At 67.0% G+C, this 13,999-nt stretch carries 15 protein-coding genes; 1 reads left to right on the top strand and 14 read right to left on the bottom strand.

The features are described from left to right. Window positions 1-21: 21 nt before the first annotated feature. The 14 genes from tolB to aspS form a co-directional block, all read right to left on the bottom strand. Entirely contained in the window at window positions 22-1,341 is a 1,320-nt protein-coding gene (tolB, locus tag AC5P8Z_RS05830) for a Tol-Pal system beta propeller repeat protein TolB (protein WP_286069566.1), read from the bottom strand. Window positions 1,342-1,526: 185 nt separating this feature from the next. Beyond that, window positions 1,527-2,582 carry a cell envelope integrity protein TolA gene (tolA, locus tag AC5P8Z_RS05825; RefSeq protein WP_495228426.1) on the bottom strand — a complete coding sequence of 352 codons (1,056 nt, stop codon included), beginning with the start codon at window positions 2,580-2,582 and terminating at the stop codon, window positions 1,527-1,529. Continuing rightward, window positions 2,572-3,000: a protein TolR gene (gene tolR, locus AC5P8Z_RS05820; RefSeq protein ID WP_495228425.1), complete on the bottom strand. Its 429-nt coding sequence runs from the start codon at window positions 2,998-3,000 to the stop codon at window positions 2,572-2,574. Before tolR ends, tolA begins: the two co-directional genes overlap by 11 nt. 24 nt (window positions 3,001-3,024) lie before the next feature. Continuing rightward, window positions 3,025-3,804, bottom strand: a complete 780-nt coding sequence (gene tolQ / locus AC5P8Z_RS05815) for a protein TolQ (RefSeq protein ID WP_006438802.1) — start codon at window positions 3,802-3,804, stop codon at window positions 3,025-3,027. A 10-nt stretch (window positions 3,805-3,814) separates the two neighbouring features. Then, window positions 3,815-4,246: a tol-pal system-associated acyl-CoA thioesterase gene (gene ybgC, locus AC5P8Z_RS05810; RefSeq protein ID WP_495228423.1), complete on the bottom strand. Its 432-nt coding sequence runs from the start codon at window positions 4,244-4,246 to the stop codon at window positions 3,815-3,817. Next, complete coding sequence (ruvB, locus tag AC5P8Z_RS05805) at window positions 4,236-5,276, bottom strand: Holliday junction branch migration DNA helicase RuvB (RefSeq protein ID WP_286069571.1); 1,041 nt, start codon at window positions 5,274-5,276, stop codon at window positions 4,236-4,238. Before ruvB ends, ybgC begins: the two co-directional genes overlap by 11 nt. Before the next feature lie 354 nt (window positions 5,277-5,630). Continuing rightward, on the bottom strand, window positions 5,631-7,550 hold the full coding sequence (locus tag AC5P8Z_RS05800) for a potassium transporter Kup (RefSeq protein WP_099560253.1): 1,920 nt from the start codon (window positions 7,548-7,550) through the stop codon (window positions 5,631-5,633). Window positions 7,551-7,599: 49 nt separating this feature from the next. Continuing rightward, window positions 7,600-8,193 (bottom strand): Holliday junction branch migration protein RuvA, encoded by a 594-nt coding sequence (ruvA, locus tag AC5P8Z_RS05795; protein ID WP_005410756.1) that lies wholly within the window; start codon window positions 8,191-8,193, stop codon window positions 7,600-7,602. Window positions 8,194-8,206: 13 nt separating this feature from the next. Further along, the gene (ruvC, locus tag AC5P8Z_RS05790; RefSeq protein ID WP_286069573.1) at window positions 8,207-8,728 is read right to left on the bottom strand and encodes a crossover junction endodeoxyribonuclease RuvC; all 522 of its coding nucleotides are present in this window, start codon (window positions 8,726-8,728) and stop codon (window positions 8,207-8,209) included. A 105-nt stretch (window positions 8,729-8,833) separates the two neighbouring features. Then, entirely contained in the window at window positions 8,834-9,565 is a 732-nt protein-coding gene (locus tag AC5P8Z_RS05785; RefSeq protein WP_286069574.1) for a YebC/PmpR family DNA-binding transcriptional regulator, read from the bottom strand. A gap of 176 nt (window positions 9,566-9,741) precedes the next feature. After that, entirely contained in the window at window positions 9,742-10,374 is a 633-nt protein-coding gene (locus AC5P8Z_RS05780; RefSeq protein ID WP_286069575.1) for an esterase/lipase family protein, read from the bottom strand. A 75-nt stretch (window positions 10,375-10,449) separates the two neighbouring features. After that, window positions 10,450-10,971: a GNAT family N-acetyltransferase gene (locus AC5P8Z_RS05775; RefSeq protein WP_286069576.1), complete on the bottom strand. Its 522-nt coding sequence runs from the start codon at window positions 10,969-10,971 to the stop codon at window positions 10,450-10,452. A 31-nt stretch (window positions 10,972-11,002) separates the two neighbouring features. Beyond that, window positions 11,003-11,320, bottom strand: coding sequence for a DNA primase (locus AC5P8Z_RS05770; RefSeq protein ID WP_099552810.1), 318 nt, complete (start codon window positions 11,318-11,320; stop codon window positions 11,003-11,005). 16 nt (window positions 11,321-11,336) lie between these two features. Continuing rightward, a complete protein-coding gene (gene aspS / locus AC5P8Z_RS05765; protein ID WP_295565410.1) occupies window positions 11,337-13,088 on the bottom strand; it encodes an aspartate--tRNA ligase in 1,752 nt (583 codons plus the stop codon). 158 nt (window positions 13,089-13,246) lie between these two features. Between aspS and AC5P8Z_RS05760 the strand changes: the two genes are divergently transcribed. Beyond that, window positions 13,247-13,990 carry a DUF3011 domain-containing protein gene (locus tag AC5P8Z_RS05760; RefSeq protein WP_295565412.1) on the top strand — a complete coding sequence of 248 codons (744 nt, stop codon included), beginning with the start codon at window positions 13,247-13,249 and terminating at the stop codon, window positions 13,988-13,990. Window positions 13,991-13,999 lie beyond the last annotated feature (9 nt).

The following is a 13,999-nucleotide window of genomic DNA, read 5'->3' as shown; positions in this document are numbered from 1 at the left end:
AACGAAAATATTAACACTCTTTTAGCGCTGGGTACGGTATGGGGACCATGCCGGTTCGCGCACATCACCATCGGCCAGGACCAGGCGCTGACGGACCCGCGCATCGGCCGAGACGGCATACAACACACCACGGCCACCTTCGCGGGCGGCATACAGCACCATGCTTGCGTTGGGCGCAAAGCTCGGCGATTCATCCAGCGAACCCGGGGACAGCGTGCTCCAGCGCGGCGAACCCAGCGAGCTGTCCATCATCGCGATCTTGTAGCTGTTGCCCGAGCCCTGGGCCACGGCGATCTTCTTGCCGTCGAAGGACACCGAGGGCTTGGCGTTGTAATTGCCCTGGAAGGTGACACGCTCGGCGCTGCCGCCGCCCGCACCGACCTTGTAGACCTGCGGACGACCGCCGCGGTCTGAGGTGAAGTACACCGCGCTGCCGTCCGGCGCCCAGGTCGGCTCGGTATCGATGGCGAAGTGGTTGGTCAGCTGTGTGAGCTGCTTGCTGCCCAGGTCCATCACGTAGATTTCCGGATTGCCCGAACGCGACAGGGTCAGGGCCAGCTTGCGACCATCCGGCGAGAATGCCGGGGCGCTGTTGATGCCACGGAAGCTGGTGACCAGCTCACGCGCGCCGGTGCCGATGTTCTGGATGTAGATGGCCGAATTGCCACGCTCGAAGCTGACGTAGGCCAGCTTGCTGCCATCCGGGCTCCACGACGGCGACAGCAGCGGCTCGGCCGAGCGCACGATCGTCTGCGGGTTGAAGCCGTCAGAATCGGCCACCATCAGCGCGTAGCGCATGGCATCACCCTTGCCGCTGGCGGTCACGTAGGCGATGCGGGTCCAGAAGGCGCCGCGCACACCGGTGATCTTCTCGTAGATGGCGTCGGCCATCTGGTGGGCGACGTCGCGCATGGCATTGCCACGGGCGGTCATCGCCAGGCCGAGCAGGCGCTCGCCCTTCGGCACGTCGAACAGTTCGTACTCGACGCGGTAGGCGCCAGCACCTGCATCGAGCACGCGGCCGACCACGATGTAGTTCTGCTTCAGCGCGCGCCAGGTGGCGAACTGGATGTCGCCGCCGCGCACCGGCTTCTCGACGATCTGCGCTTCGGGCAGCGTGCGGAACTGGCCGGAGCGCTCGAGGTCGGCGCGGACCACGCCGGCGACGTCGGTCTGCGGTGCAGCCGCCGAGCCCTGGTAAGGCATCGGTACGATGGTGATCGGCAGCGCGGAGGCATTGCCGCCGATGATGTCGATATCCAGCCCCTTCTGCTGCGCGACGGCAGCAAAGGGCAGCAACAGGGCCGCAAACACGGCAAGCCAGCGAGGCATCTTTTTCATGGAGCGCTCAATAGGGGGAAACCGGGACGAGGGATAGCAAAGCGGAAGTGAACCGCTTCGCAATCATGAACCAAGGGTACGTGAATTCCGGGTCAGTTCCAGCCCGTGTTGTCACGCACCGTTAACGTCGCGGCCACCTTGGGGTGGCTTGGGCAGGGGCGACCGGACGGTTGCCCTGCCCTGCCTCAGCGATCCTGGGCGGTAAAGGTGAAGTTGAGCGTGCGTGCGAACACCGACTCGAAGCCGCGGTAGGGCAGCGGCTGCGCGTTGAGCACGGCGGCCTCGATCGAGCGCTTGCCAGCCTCGTCGTACGGGCAGCTCGGGCTGACCTTGGCCTGCATCACCGTGCCACCCGGGATCTGGGTGATGGTGATCTGGCAGCGCTGGCCCAGCGGCACCGTATCCGGGCGCACCCACTGCGACAGCACCTTGGCCTGGATCGCGGCGGCGTACTTGGCCGAAAGATCGTCGCTGTTGCCACCCCCGCCGGCGGCCGGCTGGGACACACCGCTGGCACCGGCGGCGGCACTGCCGGCCGCGTTGCGCGCGGCGGCCACCTGGCGCAGCTTCTGCTCGGCCAGCTTGGCTTCCTTCTCGGCCTGCTCGCGCTTGGCACGGATCTCGGCGATCTTCTTCTGCTTCTCGGCCTCGGCCTTGTCCGCAGCCTGGCGCGCCTGTTCGGCCAGCTTCTTCTTGGCGTCTTCTTCCTGCTGCTTGGCCAGGCGCAGCTTCTGCTCGGCTTCTTCCTGGCGCTTGCGTTCGGTCAGGTCGATCTGCTCCTGCCGGCGCTTGGCTTCCTGTTCCTGCTTGGCCTTCGCCTGCGAGATGGCCAGTGCGTTGACCGCTTCCTGGTCCTTGGTGTCCGGCTGGGCCACACGCTCCTGCGCCTGTTGCTGCTGCGGCGTCGGCGCGTCCTGCGGGCGCGGTTCGGGAATCGGCTGCGGCGGCGGCACGGTGTCTTCAGGCACCGGGATCGGCTCGGCCCCCGGCGGCGGCAGGTCTTCCAGCTTTTCCGACTGGCGCAGCGCCTGGCGTGCGGCGGCGGCCTCGGACGCGGACAGCGCCAGGCTGGCCTCGACCGACGGATCACCGGCGGCGGCATCGGTGTTGCGCTCGGGCGACCAGAACCAGGCCACGATGAAGACCAGCGCAACCAGCAGGTGCACCAGCAACGCCAGCGCCAGGGGCAGGCCCCAGCCGGGTTCGCGCTGCTGTGGAGGTGGCAGGGCGTCAGCGTGCATCGGTGGCCAGGCCTACCTTGTCTACCTTGGCGCGCTTGATCACATCCATCGCGGCGATGACCATTTCATAGGCCACGGCACGGTCGGCGGCGACGATCACGCGCACGCCCTTGTCCTGGGCGGCGATGCCGGCCAGGCGGCCTTCCAGTTCCTCGGCCGACACGGCGGTCGGTTCCTTGGCATCGGGCAGCTTCAGGCTGAGCTGGCCGTCCTGGCGCACCGAGACGATCACCGGGTCCTGCTTGCTCTCCAGCGCCTTGGCGTTGGATTGCGGCAGGTCGACGTCGAAGCTCAGCGTGAGCAGCGGCGCGGTGACCATGAAGATGATCAGCAGCACCAGCATGACGTCGATGTAGGGAACGACGTTGATTTCCGATTTCAGCTTGCGGCGCTTGCGGCGACCGATGGCAGCGGACATGGCTTGGACTCCCGGGTCAGGCGCTTACTCGTCGCCAGCGCTCTGGCGCTGCAGGATGGAGCTGAACTCTTCGGCGAAGGTCTCGAACCGCACCGACATGCGTTCCACGCGGGTGGTGAAGCGGTTGTAGGCCCACACTGCCGGAATCGCCACGAACAGGCCGATGGCGGTGGCGAACAGCGCTTCGGAGATGCCTGGCGCGACGGCGGCGATGCCGGCCTGCGCACCGCTGCTGATCATGTCGTGCATGGTCACCATGATGCCGAACACGGTACCGACCAGGCCCACGTACGGGGCGGTCGAGCCGATGTTGGCCAGCAGTTCCAGGTTGCGCTCGAGCTGGTCGACTTCGCGGGTGTAGGTGGTGCGCATGGCACGCTGCGCGCCCTCCAGCTGCGCACGACCGTCCAGCCGGCGCTTGTCGCGCAGGCGGGTGTACTCGCGGAAACCGGCTTCGAAGATGGCTTCCAGGCCGCCGACGTTGCGGCTGCGGTCGGTGGCCGAGCTGTACAGCTTGCCCAGGTCGGCACCGGACCAGAAGCGGTTCTCGAACTCGTCGGCTTCACGGGTGGCCTGCTTGAACACGCGGGCCTTGCGGAAAATGATCACCCAGCTGACGAACGAGCCGACCAGCAGCAGCAGCACGATGATCTTCACCGGCAGGCTGGCCTTGGCCATCAGTTCGAGGTAGTTGATGCCGCCGCCGGTGGTGGCCTGGGCAAGGGTCTGGGTCGCGGCGTTGCTGACATCGGCCGGCAGTGCCTCGGTGACCGTGGCCTGCAGGGCCAGGAGCGTTGCGATCATCCGTTGTTCCTCAAAGTTCGGATTCGGGGTGGAGGTGGGGTTGCAGCATGGCAAGGACGGCGTCGTCCATGCCACGCGGTCGGAAACTGGCCGCTTCCAGTGCGGCGATGCGGACCTGGGCCGACAGCAGCAGTTCGCCGTCGCGCAGGATCTGCTGGTCGAAGACCATGCTGGCCTTCTTCAGCTGGACCAGGCGGGCGCTCACCTGCAGGGTGTCATCCAGCCGTGCCGGCCTGATGAAATCCATCTGCATCGAGCGCACCGCGAAGACCATCCCGTGCTCGGCGCGCATGCGCTCCTGGCCGTAGCCCAGCGCACGCATCCATTCGGTCCGGGCCCGTTCCATGAAGGCCACGTAGCGGGCGTGGTAGACCACGCCACCTGCGTCGGTATCTTCCCAGTAAATGCGTGTCGGCCAACTGAATCGCGGCTCAACCGACATCGGGAACCTCCGCGAACAGGTCCTGCGGCGGGTTCTTCGGCTTCAGGCCCATGTGCCGGTAGGCCTTGTGGGTGGCCATGCGGCCGCGCGCGGTGCGCACCAGGAAACCCTGCTGGATCAGGTACGGCTCGACCACGTCTTCCAGCGTGCCGCGCTCTTCGGACAGCGCCGCAGCCAGCGATTCGATACCGACCGGGCCACCGTCGAAGTAGTCCACCATCGTTTTCAGCAGACGCCGGTCGAGCTCGTCGAAGCCTTCCGGGTCGACCTTGAGCATCTTCATGGCTGCCTGGGCCACGGGCTCGTCGATGTGGCCACCGGCCTTGACCTGGGCGTAGTCGCGCACGCGGCGCAGCAGGCGGTTGGCGATACGCGGGGTACCCCGCGCGCGGCGCGCGATCTCGCCGGCGCCATCGGCAGTGCAGTCGATGCCCAGGATGGCGGCAGAGCGGCGCACGATCCGGGTCAGCTCTTCGACGCTGTAGAACTCCAGGCGCTGGACGATGCCGAAGCGGTCGCGCAGCGGCGCGGTCAGCAGGCCTGCGCGGGTGGTGGCGCCGATCAGGGTGAACGGCGGCAGGTCGATCTTGATCGAGCGCGCCGCGGGGCCCTCGCCGATCATGATGTCGATCTGGAAGTCTTCCATCGCCGGGTACAGCACTTCTTCCACCACCGGCGACAGGCGATGGATCTCGTCGATGAAGAGCACATCGTGCGGCTGCAGGTTGGTCAGCAGCGCGGCCAGGTCGCCGGCCTTCTCGATCACCGGGCCGGAGGTAACCCGCAGCGCCACGCCCAGCTCGTTGGCGATGACGTGGCTGAGGGTGGTCTTGCCCAGGCCCGGCGGCCCGAAGATCAGTACGTGGTCGAGCGCGTCGCCACGCCCTTTGGCCGCCTGGATGTAGATCTCCATCTGCTCGCGCACCGGCACCTGGCCGAGGTAATCGGCAAGGCGCTTGGGGCGGATGCTGGCGTCGGCGGCGTCATCCTCGCGGGTGGCGCCGGCGCCGATGATGCGGTCGTCGGTCATGCGCTGATTATGCGGCAAAAGTACGGGTTTCGGCCGGGCTGCGCCCGGCACCCGCAGAGGCAACGGCAACGTCAAAGGCCGAAGCAAAGGCAGGCATTACGTGAAATGGCGGGGTGGGTCCGGTTGAGGGGGACGCCGTGAACCCATCCCTGGGGGCTTGGTCGCGGCATCCATGCCGCTCACACCCCCTCAACCGGACCCATCCCGCCTTCGACAGATCGCCGCGATCTGTTGGTGGGTGTCGACCTTGGTCGACACGGTAGATCCACGCCATGCGTGGATGGATGTGTGGATGGCTCAAGACATGGGGTCAGAGCCCTTTTCCTGTGGAAAAGGGATCCGACCCCGCGCACGTCAGATCTCCACCTGCGCGCCCAGCTCGACCAAACGGTTGCCTGGAATCCGGAAGAAGCCCGTGGCCGGCGCGGCATTCCGATGCATCAGCGCGAACAGTTTGTCGCGCCAGATCGGCATGCCGCGGTTGGCGGTGGCCACAATGGTTTCGCGGCTGGCGAAGAAGGTGGTGTCCATCGGGTCGAAGTAGATGCCGCCGTGGTCGCACGAGCGCATCAGCGCCAGCGGTACGTCCGGCGTTTCCATGAAGCCGAAACGCACGTAGACGCGATAGAACTCGTCGCCCACCGATTCGATCTTCAACCGCTGCCCTTCCATCGCATACGGGATCGGCAGGGTTTCCACGTGCAGGAACACGTTGCGCTCGTGCAGCACCTTGTTGTGCTTGAGGTTGTGCATCAGCGCATGCGGGGCCACGGTCGGGTCGGCAGTGAGGAACACGGCGGTGCCCGGCACGCGCACCGGCGGCGCCAGCATCAGGCCCGGCAGGAAGGTATCCAGGCGGATGCCGTCCTTTCGGATCTCGTCGCGCAGCAGCTCGCGGCCACGGCGCCAGGTGCGCATCATGGTGAACAGGAAGATGCCCAGCACCACCGGGAACCAGGCACCCTGCAGCAGCTTGGCACCGTTGGCGATGACGAAGCCCAGATCGATGATGAAGAACACCACGCACAGCGGCAGGATCCAGGCGCGCGCCTTCGGCCACAGCGAGCGGGCGACCAGGGCCAGCAGCAGGGTGTCGATCAGCATGGTGGCCGACACCGAGATGCCGTAGGCCACGGCCAGGTTGGACGAGCTGCGGAAGGCCAGCACCAGGCCGATCACCATCACCGCGATGCCCCAGTTGATGCCCGGGATGTAGATCTGGCCGATGGTGTCGTGCGAGGTGTGCTTGATGCGCATGCGCGGGATGTAGCCCAGCTGCATGGCCTGGCGCGAGACCGAGAACGCACCGGTGATGACCGACTGCGAGGCGATCACCGCTGCCATCGTGGCCAGGATGATCATCGGGTACAGCGCCCACGACGGCACGGCTTCGAAGAACGGATTCTTCAGCGCCTCGGGGTGGTTGAGCACCAGCGCGCCCTGCCCCAGGTAGTTCAGCACCAGGCACGGCAGCACGAAGAAGTACCAGGCATGGCGGATCGGCTTGGCGCCGAAATGGCCCATGTCGGCGTACAGCGCTTCGCCGCCGGTCACTGCCAGCACCACCGCGCCGAGGATGAAGATGCCGTGCCAGCTGTGCTCCATGAAGAAGCGGATCGCCCACCACGGGTTGAAGGCTTTCAGCACTTCCGGGGCGTCGACGATGTTGTAGATGCCGATCGCCGCCAGCGAAATGAACCAGACCGAGGTGATCGGGCCGAACGCCTTGCCGATCTTCTCGGTTCCGAAGCGCTGCGCGGCGAACACCATCAGCAGCACCACCACGGTGATCGGCACGATGAACGCATGCAGCCCGGGGGCGGCCACCTCCAGGCCTTCAACCGCGCCCAGCACCGAAATGGCCGGGGTGATCACGCCGTCGCCGAAGAACAGCGAGGCGCCGAAGATGCCGAGGATGCCCACCACATAGGCCGAGCGCGAGCCGTTACGCAGCGTGCGCTGGGTCAGCGCCATCAGCGCCATGATGCCGCCCTCGCCGTCATTGTCGGCGCGCATGATGATGGTCACGTACTTCAGGGTGACCACGATGTTCAGCGCCCAGAACGCCAGCGACAGCACGCCCAGCACGGTGTCGTGGTCGCTGTTGAGCCCGTAGTGCGGCGAGAACGCCTCCTTCAGGGTGTACAGCGGGCTGGTACCGATATCGCCGAAGACCACGCCGATCGCACCGATGATCAGCGCCATGCCTCCGGCTGGAGGAGCGTGACCGTGGCCGCCGGGGGCAGCTGCGTGCGGGGTTTGACTGCTGGACATGGGACTCCTGGCGAAGCTCAGGGGGTTTGTTGAAGGAAAGGAAGGCGGATCAGCGCAGCGCCGACTGCAGCGCCTTGCGGATCACGGTGGCCACTTCATCGCCTTCGTTGAAAGCGTCGCGGGCCATGCGGGCGGCTTCAGCCGGCTTGTAGCCCAGCTGCTGCAGCGCCACGGTGGCATCGGACAGCGGGTCGGCCGGGGCCGGGCCACTGCCGGTGGGCAGCGCGCCGCCGGCACCGAACTGCGCCGCACGGTCGCGCAGCTCCAGCACCATGCGTTCAGCAGTCTTCTTGCCGATGCCCGGAATGCGGGTCAGCGCGGTGATGTCACCGGCCTGGACCATGCGCGCGAACTCCTCGACGGTGACGCCGGACAGCACGGCCAGCGCGATCTTGGCGCCGATGCCGCTGACCTTCTGCACGTCGCGGAACAGGCGCCGCTCGCCCTCGCGCAGGAAGCCATACAGCGAGACGCTGTCTTCCTTCTGCGAATAATGGGTGTACAGGGTGACCTCGCGGCCGAGCTCGGGCAGGTCGTAGAAGGTGCTCATCGGCGCCTCCAGCTCGTAGCCCACTCCGTTCACGTCCACCACCAGCCACGGCGGCGCCTTGTAGGCGACGATGCCGCGCAGTCGACCGATCATTGCGTGCAGCTCCTCATTTGCGGCCCCACGCCTGGCGGGCACTGAGCCCCAGGCGGTTGGCCGTTGCCCTTACGTGGGCATGGGTGATCGCCACCGCCAACGCGTCGGCCGCGTCGGCCTGCAGCTTGGTTTTCAGGTTGAGCATGAGCCCGACCATGTGTTGAACCTGTTGCTTTTCGGCGCCACCGCGCCCGACCACCGCCAGCTTGATCTCGCTGGCAGCGTATTCGTGCACCGGCAGGTCGCGCAGCACCACGGCCGAGATCGCCGCGCCACGGGCCTGGCCCAGCTTCAGTGCCGAATCGGGGTTGCGGGCCATGAACACGCGTTCGATGGCCACTTCATTGGGCTGGTACTCCCGGCACAGGTCGGCCAGGCCCAGCACCAGCAGCTTCATGCGCTGCGGGAAGTCGTCGGCACCCAGCAGCACCAGCGGCTGGTGATGCACGTGGCTGACGCGGCCGGCGGCGTCGACATCGATGATGCCGACCCCGGTCCGCTGCGAACCGGGATCGATGCCGAGGATGCGGGTCATGCTGCACTCCTGGCGGGGCGGAACGGGATGCGCTGGCAGGCGTATGGGCTCATGACTGTCCGCGGTGACCGTTCAACGGCCCGCGCCCAGGCCGTCGAAGACGGCTCAGGCGTAGGCGTCGGCGCCGAGTTCGGCGTTGGAGTACACGTCCTGCACGTCGTCCAGGTCTTCCAGCATGTCCAGCAGCTTCTTGACCTGCAGGGCGACGTCGCCTTCCACCTTGATGTCATTGTCCGCGCGGAAGGTGATTTCGGCGTGGTCGGCGACATGGCCGGCGGCGACCATCGCATCCTTCACCGCGTTGAACGCGTCAGGGCTGGTGACCACGTCGATCGAGCCGTCGTCCGGGTAGACCACGATGTCATCGGCGCCGGCCTCGATGGCCGCTTCGGTGATGGCTTCCTCGTCGGCGCCGGGGGCGAAGCTGAGCACGCCCAGGCGCTTGAACATGAAGGCCACCGAGCCTTCGGTGCCCATGTTGCCGCCGCACTTGCTGAACGCATGGCGGACATCGGCCACGGTGCGCACGCGGTTGTCGGTCAGGCAGTCGACGATCACGGCCACGCCACCCGGGGCGTAGCCCTCGTAGCGGATTTCCTCGTAATCGACGCCTTCCAGTTCACCGGTGGCCTTCTTGATGGCGCGTTCGATCACGTCCTTGGACATGTTCACGGCCAGGCCCTTGTCCATCGCCGTGCGCAGGCGCGGGTTGTTGTTGGGGTCGCCTCCACCGCCGCGCGCGGCAACGCCGATCTCACGGATGATCTTGGTGAAAATCTTGCCACGCTTCGCGTCGGACGCGTTCTTGCGGGCTTCGATGGAGGGGCCTCTACCCATGGGTGCTACCGTCTGGCTGCTTCAGGATCAAGGCGCGGATTCTACCTGATCAGGCGCTGCAACCGTGTCTAGGGGAGCATTGTTGCAGGGCCGAGCCGATGCTCGGCTCAGCGGTGCCTGACCGAACAGCAGCCGAGCGTGGGCTCGGCTCTACAAAACGGTCCCACCGCCGGACCTTACGCGGCGGCGGCGTCGCGGCTGTGGTCGAACTGGCCGTGGCGCAGGAAATGCGCGGTCTGCCGGGCGGCATCGGGCGACACCACCAGGCCACTGTGGCTGGTACGCACCACGCAGTGGTCGGCCAAGCCCGGCAGGCGGGTTTCGGCCAGGGCCACCGTGCCATCGGAGGCCTCGTCCATCGCACCCAGCAGGCTGCCCAACCCATGCGGCACTGAGCCGGCGATCAGCCCAACCTCGGCCTTGCCCTGCCAGTCCGGCAGGCCGTCCAGCAGCAGCTCGCTGCTACGGCCCAGCGCCAGGCCCCAGCCATGATCGGACAACGAGCGTGCGGTGCCGCTGCCGCGCAGCGGCGAGCCCAGGCAGACCACGCGCTGCACATCCAGCTGCGGCTGCCGCCGCAGGGCTTCCAGTGCCAGCAGCCCGCCCAGGCTGTGCCCGACCAGCGACAGCGGGCCGGCATCGGCCAGCCGCTCCAGCAGCTGCGGTACGGCCACGTCCGGACCACCAAAGACCGAGGAATAACCAAATGCGTGCACCTGGAAGCCACGCGCGCGCAGGCGCCAGGCCAGGGGCCCGACCCAGGCGCGGGCGTTCCAGATGCCGTGCAGCAGCAATACGGGGGGAGTCATGCAAACAGCCTGGCAGTCAGCGGGGCAGGAACGTACGGTGATTGAACACGCGCGCGCAGCAAGCGGCGGTGAACGTCAGGCAGCGCGCGGTGTGCGGCGCAGGATGAACTCAAGATCGTTGGTGTCGCCCACCGGGAACAGGTACTCGCCGGCCTTCTCGAAACCGTAGCGGGCGTAGAAACGCTGTGCGCCGAAGTTTTCCGACCACACGCCCAGCCACAGGGTGCGTGGGCCTTCGTGTTCCAGCCAGGCCAGCGCCGTTTCCAGCAGGCGGCTGCCCCAGCCACAGCTCTGCTGGGTCTTGATCAGGTACAGGCGCTTGAGTTCGCCGTCACCGGGCTTCACGTCCGGGTGCGGCAGGCCACAGGGGCCGGCGGCGGCATGGCCGACCGCCTCCCCGTCCAGCTCCAGCAGCCACACCGCGTAATCCGGGTGGGCCAGGATCACGCGCTGGCGCTCGACCGCGTAAGCCTCATCGAGGAAGGCCTGCAGGTCCTGCGGCGGATACAGATGGCCGAAGGTTTCGGTGAACGTGCGGGCGGCCAGCGCCGACAGGGTCGGCGCGTCGTCCACAGTGGCGCGGCGGATCGAATACATGCAGGAAGTTGACGTCAGCGCGAAGGGGCGGTCAAGCCTTTTCCGACGACTCCGCTTCTTCGTCTTCCTCGTCCTCTTCCTCGTATTCCTCTTCGTCCTCTTCCTCCTCGCCTTCCTCGTCCTCGTCGTACTCTTCCTCTTCGTCGTCTTCGTAATCCTCGACGCCGAAGTCTTCACCGTCCCAACGGCCTTCGCCGTCGGCGACGAAGGTCAGGGCCATCGCCGCGGGGTTGGTACCGACGCGGACCAGCCACCCCCCGAACACGCGTGCACGCTCGGTGACCAGATTGGCCTCGGCGCCTTCATTGCCCAGCTTTTCCCACTCCAGCGAAAACGCGAACTCGGTCATTGCCTGGATCTCCTGATCAGTTGGTCTTGGGGCGAACCTGGATGTGCACTTCGGCCAGCTGCGCGTCGACGATCGGCGACGGCGCGTCGGTCATCAGATCCTGTGCACCGGTGGTCTTCGGGAACGGGATGACGTCGCGGATCGACTCGGTGCCGGCCATCAGCGCGGCGATGCGGTCGATGCCGAAGGCGATGCCACCGTGCGGCGGCGCGCCGTAGTTCAGCGCATCGAGCAGGAAGCCGAACTTGGCACGGGCTTCTTCGGCACCGATGCCGAGCAGCTCGAACACCGCGCTCTGCATGTCCGGACGGTGGATACGGATCGAGCCGCCGCCGATTTCATTGCCGTTGAGCACCATGTCGTAGCCGCGCGACACGGCGGTACGGGCATTGGCGCGCAGGTCGGCGATGTCGTCCACGGCCGGTGCGGTGAAGGGGTGATGCAGGGCGACGTAGCGCTGTTCTTCCTCGTCCCACTCGAACATCGGGAAGTCGGTGACCCACAGCGGTGCCCAGCCGTCGGCGACCAGGCCGAAGTCCTTGCCGGCCTTCAGGCGCAGCGCGCCCATGAAGTCGGAGACCTTGTTGTAGCCACCGGCACCGAAGAACACGATGTCACCGTTGCCGGCGCCGACGTGGGCCACCAGCGCAGCGAAACGCTCTTCGCTGAAGAACTTCTGGATCGGCGAGCTGACTTCGCCGTTGTCGGCGATCTTGATGTAGGCCAGGCCCTTGGCGCCGTACTTGGCGGCATGCGCGGCGTACTCGTCGATCTGCTTGCGCGACAGCGACGCCCCCCCCGGGATGCGCAGCGCGGCCACGCGGCCTTCGGCGTCATTGGCCGGGCCGGTGAACACGGAGAACTCGCTGTCCTTGACCAGCTCGGCCACGTCCACCAGTTCCAGCGCGATGCGCAGGTCCGGCTTGTCCGAACCGTAACGGCGCATGGCCTCGGCCCAGGTCATGCGCGGGAAGCTGGCGTCCAGCTGCACGTCCACCACTTCCTTGAAGATGGCGCGGATCATGTCCTCGACGAAATCCTGCACGTCGCGCTCGCGCACGAAGGCGAACTCCATGTCCAGCTGGGTGAATTCCAGCTGGCGGTCGGCACGCAGGGCCTCGTCGCGGAAGCAGCGCGCAATCTGGTAATAGCGGTCGAAGCCAGCCACCATCAGGATCTGCTTGAACAGCTGCGGGCTCTGCGGAAGGGCGTAGAACTCGCCCGGGTGCATGCGCGCCGGCACCAGGAAGTCGCGGGCGCCTTCCGGGGTGGCCTTGGTCAGGATCGGGGTTTCGATGTCCTGGAAGCCGCGCTCGTCCAGGTGGCGGCGCAGGGCCTGCACCAGCTTGATGCGGGTACGCTGCATGCGCTGCATTTCCGGGCGGCGCAGGTCCAGGTAACGGTACTTCAGGCGGGTTTCCTCGCCCGGGTTCTCGTGGGCGTGGAACGGCAACGGCGCGGCCTTGTTCAGCACGGTGATGGAGGTGGCGATCACCTCGACCTTGCCGGTGCGCATCTTGTCGTTCACCGCGTGGCGCGCGCGCACCACGCCTTCCACCTGCAGCACGTCCTCGTAACCCAGCGAGGCGGCCACGGCGAACACTTCGGCGTTGTCGACCTCAACGGTCACCTGCACGATGCCTTCATGATCGCGGAGATCGATGAAGCAGACGCCGCCCTGGTTACGGGCCACGTCGGTCCAGCCGGCGAGGGTGACAGTCTGGCCAATCAGGGTCTCGTCGACCAGGCCGCAGAAGTGGGTACGCATGGGGGGAAGCTCCGCTGGAGAACGCCGGCACCGGATGGGGGCCGGAAAGCCTCGTATTCTGCGGCCGAGGCCCCGGCCGGGGCAAATGTGGTCAGTCACACCGGCTTTATCTGCCTGGCCCCTATAGTCGCGCACCACCTACCGTATGGGGATTTGCCATGAACCTGCCGTCCCTGGCCAGCCTGGCCGTGACCCTCAGCCTGGGCTGCCTTGCCAGCGTGGCCCTGCCCGCGCCCACTGCACACGCGCAGAACGGCGTGGTCCGCTGCGAGAGCCAGAGCAACCGCGAACGGGTCTGCAACACCGGCTGGCGCGACGCGCAACTGGTCCGCCAGCTGTCCGGCTCGGCCTGCGAGGAAGGCCGCACCTGGGGCAGCCGCAACGGCAGCATCTGGGTCACCAATGGCTGCCGTGCCGAGTTCGTCGAGGCCCGTGGCGGCTGGGGCGGCGGCAGCGGCGGTGGCTGGGGTGGCAACAACGGCCGCCCCGGCGAGACCATCCGCTGCGAGAGCCAGAACAACCGCGAGCGCAGCTGCCCGGTCGGCTGGCGCAACGCCCGCCTGGTCCGCCAGCTGTCTGGAAGCCCCTGCCAGGAAGGCCGCACCTGGGGCGTGCGCAACGGCGCAGTCTGGGTCAGCAATGGCTGCCGCGCCGAATTCGCCGAGGCCCGCGGCTGGGGCGGGGGCGGTGGCGGCTGGGGCGGTGGCAACAGCAACTATTCCGTCACCTGCAGCAGCAACAACAACCGTTCGCAGACCTGCGACTGGGATGATCGCCAGGGCCGGCCGGTGCTGCAGCAGCAGCTGTCCGGCAGCGCCTGCCAGGAAGGCCGCAGCTGGGGCTACTCACGCGGCCAGGTGTGGGTGAGCAACGGCTGCCGCGCGCGCTTCGGTACGCGTTGAGTTGCGGGG

The sequence above is a fragment of the Stenotrophomonas sp. YJH_SMC_17 genome (assembly GCF_059371655.1).
The sequence above is the reverse complement of the archived record's forward strand: the minus strand, read 5'-3'. Positions and strand labels throughout refer to the sequence as shown.

Excerpts from the sequence above, each read along its gene's own strand:
- tolB (WP_286069566.1), bottom strand. The coding sequence starts at position 1,341 with ATGAAAAAGATGCCTCGCTGGCTTGCCGTGTTTGCGGCCCTGTTGCTG.
- tolA (WP_495228426.1), bottom strand. The coding sequence starts at position 2,582 with ATGCACGCTGACGCCCTGCCACCTCCACAGCAGCGCGAACCCGGCTGG.
- tolR (WP_495228425.1), bottom strand. The coding sequence starts at position 3,000 with ATGTCCGCTGCCATCGGTCGCCGCAAGCGCCGCAAGCTGAAATCGGAA.
- tolQ (WP_006438802.1), bottom strand. The coding sequence starts at position 3,804 with ATGATCGCAACGCTCCTGGCCCTGCAGGCCACGGTCACCGAGGCACTG.
- ybgC (WP_495228423.1), bottom strand. The coding sequence starts at position 4,246 with ATGTCGGTTGAGCCGCGATTCAGTTGGCCGACACGCATTTACTGGGAA.
- ruvB (WP_286069571.1), bottom strand. The coding sequence starts at position 5,276 with ATGACCGACGACCGCATCATCGGCGCCGGCGCCACCCGCGAGGATGAC.
- AC5P8Z_RS05800 (WP_099560253.1), bottom strand. The coding sequence starts at position 7,550 with ATGTCCAGCAGTCAAACCCCGCACGCAGCTGCCCCCGGCGGCCACGGT.
- ruvA (WP_005410756.1), bottom strand. The coding sequence starts at position 8,193 with ATGATCGGTCGACTGCGCGGCATCGTCGCCTACAAGGCGCCGCCGTGG.
- ruvC (WP_286069573.1), bottom strand. The coding sequence starts at position 8,728 with ATGACCCGCATCCTCGGCATCGATCCCGGTTCGCAGCGGACCGGGGTC.
- AC5P8Z_RS05785 (WP_286069574.1), bottom strand. The coding sequence starts at position 9,565 with ATGGGTAGAGGCCCCTCCATCGAAGCCCGCAAGAACGCGTCCGACGCG.
- AC5P8Z_RS05780 (WP_286069575.1), bottom strand. The coding sequence starts at position 10,374 with ATGACTCCCCCCGTATTGCTGCTGCACGGCATCTGGAACGCCCGCGCC.
- AC5P8Z_RS05775 (WP_286069576.1), bottom strand. The coding sequence starts at position 10,971 with ATGTATTCGATCCGCCGCGCCACTGTGGACGACGCGCCGACCCTGTCG.
- AC5P8Z_RS05770 (WP_099552810.1), bottom strand. The coding sequence starts at position 11,320 with ATGACCGAGTTCGCGTTTTCGCTGGAGTGGGAAAAGCTGGGCAATGAA.
- aspS (WP_295565410.1), bottom strand. The coding sequence starts at position 13,088 with ATGCGTACCCACTTCTGCGGCCTGGTCGACGAGACCCTGATTGGCCAG.
- AC5P8Z_RS05760 (WP_295565412.1), top strand. The coding sequence starts at position 13,247 with ATGAACCTGCCGTCCCTGGCCAGCCTGGCCGTGACCCTCAGCCTGGGC.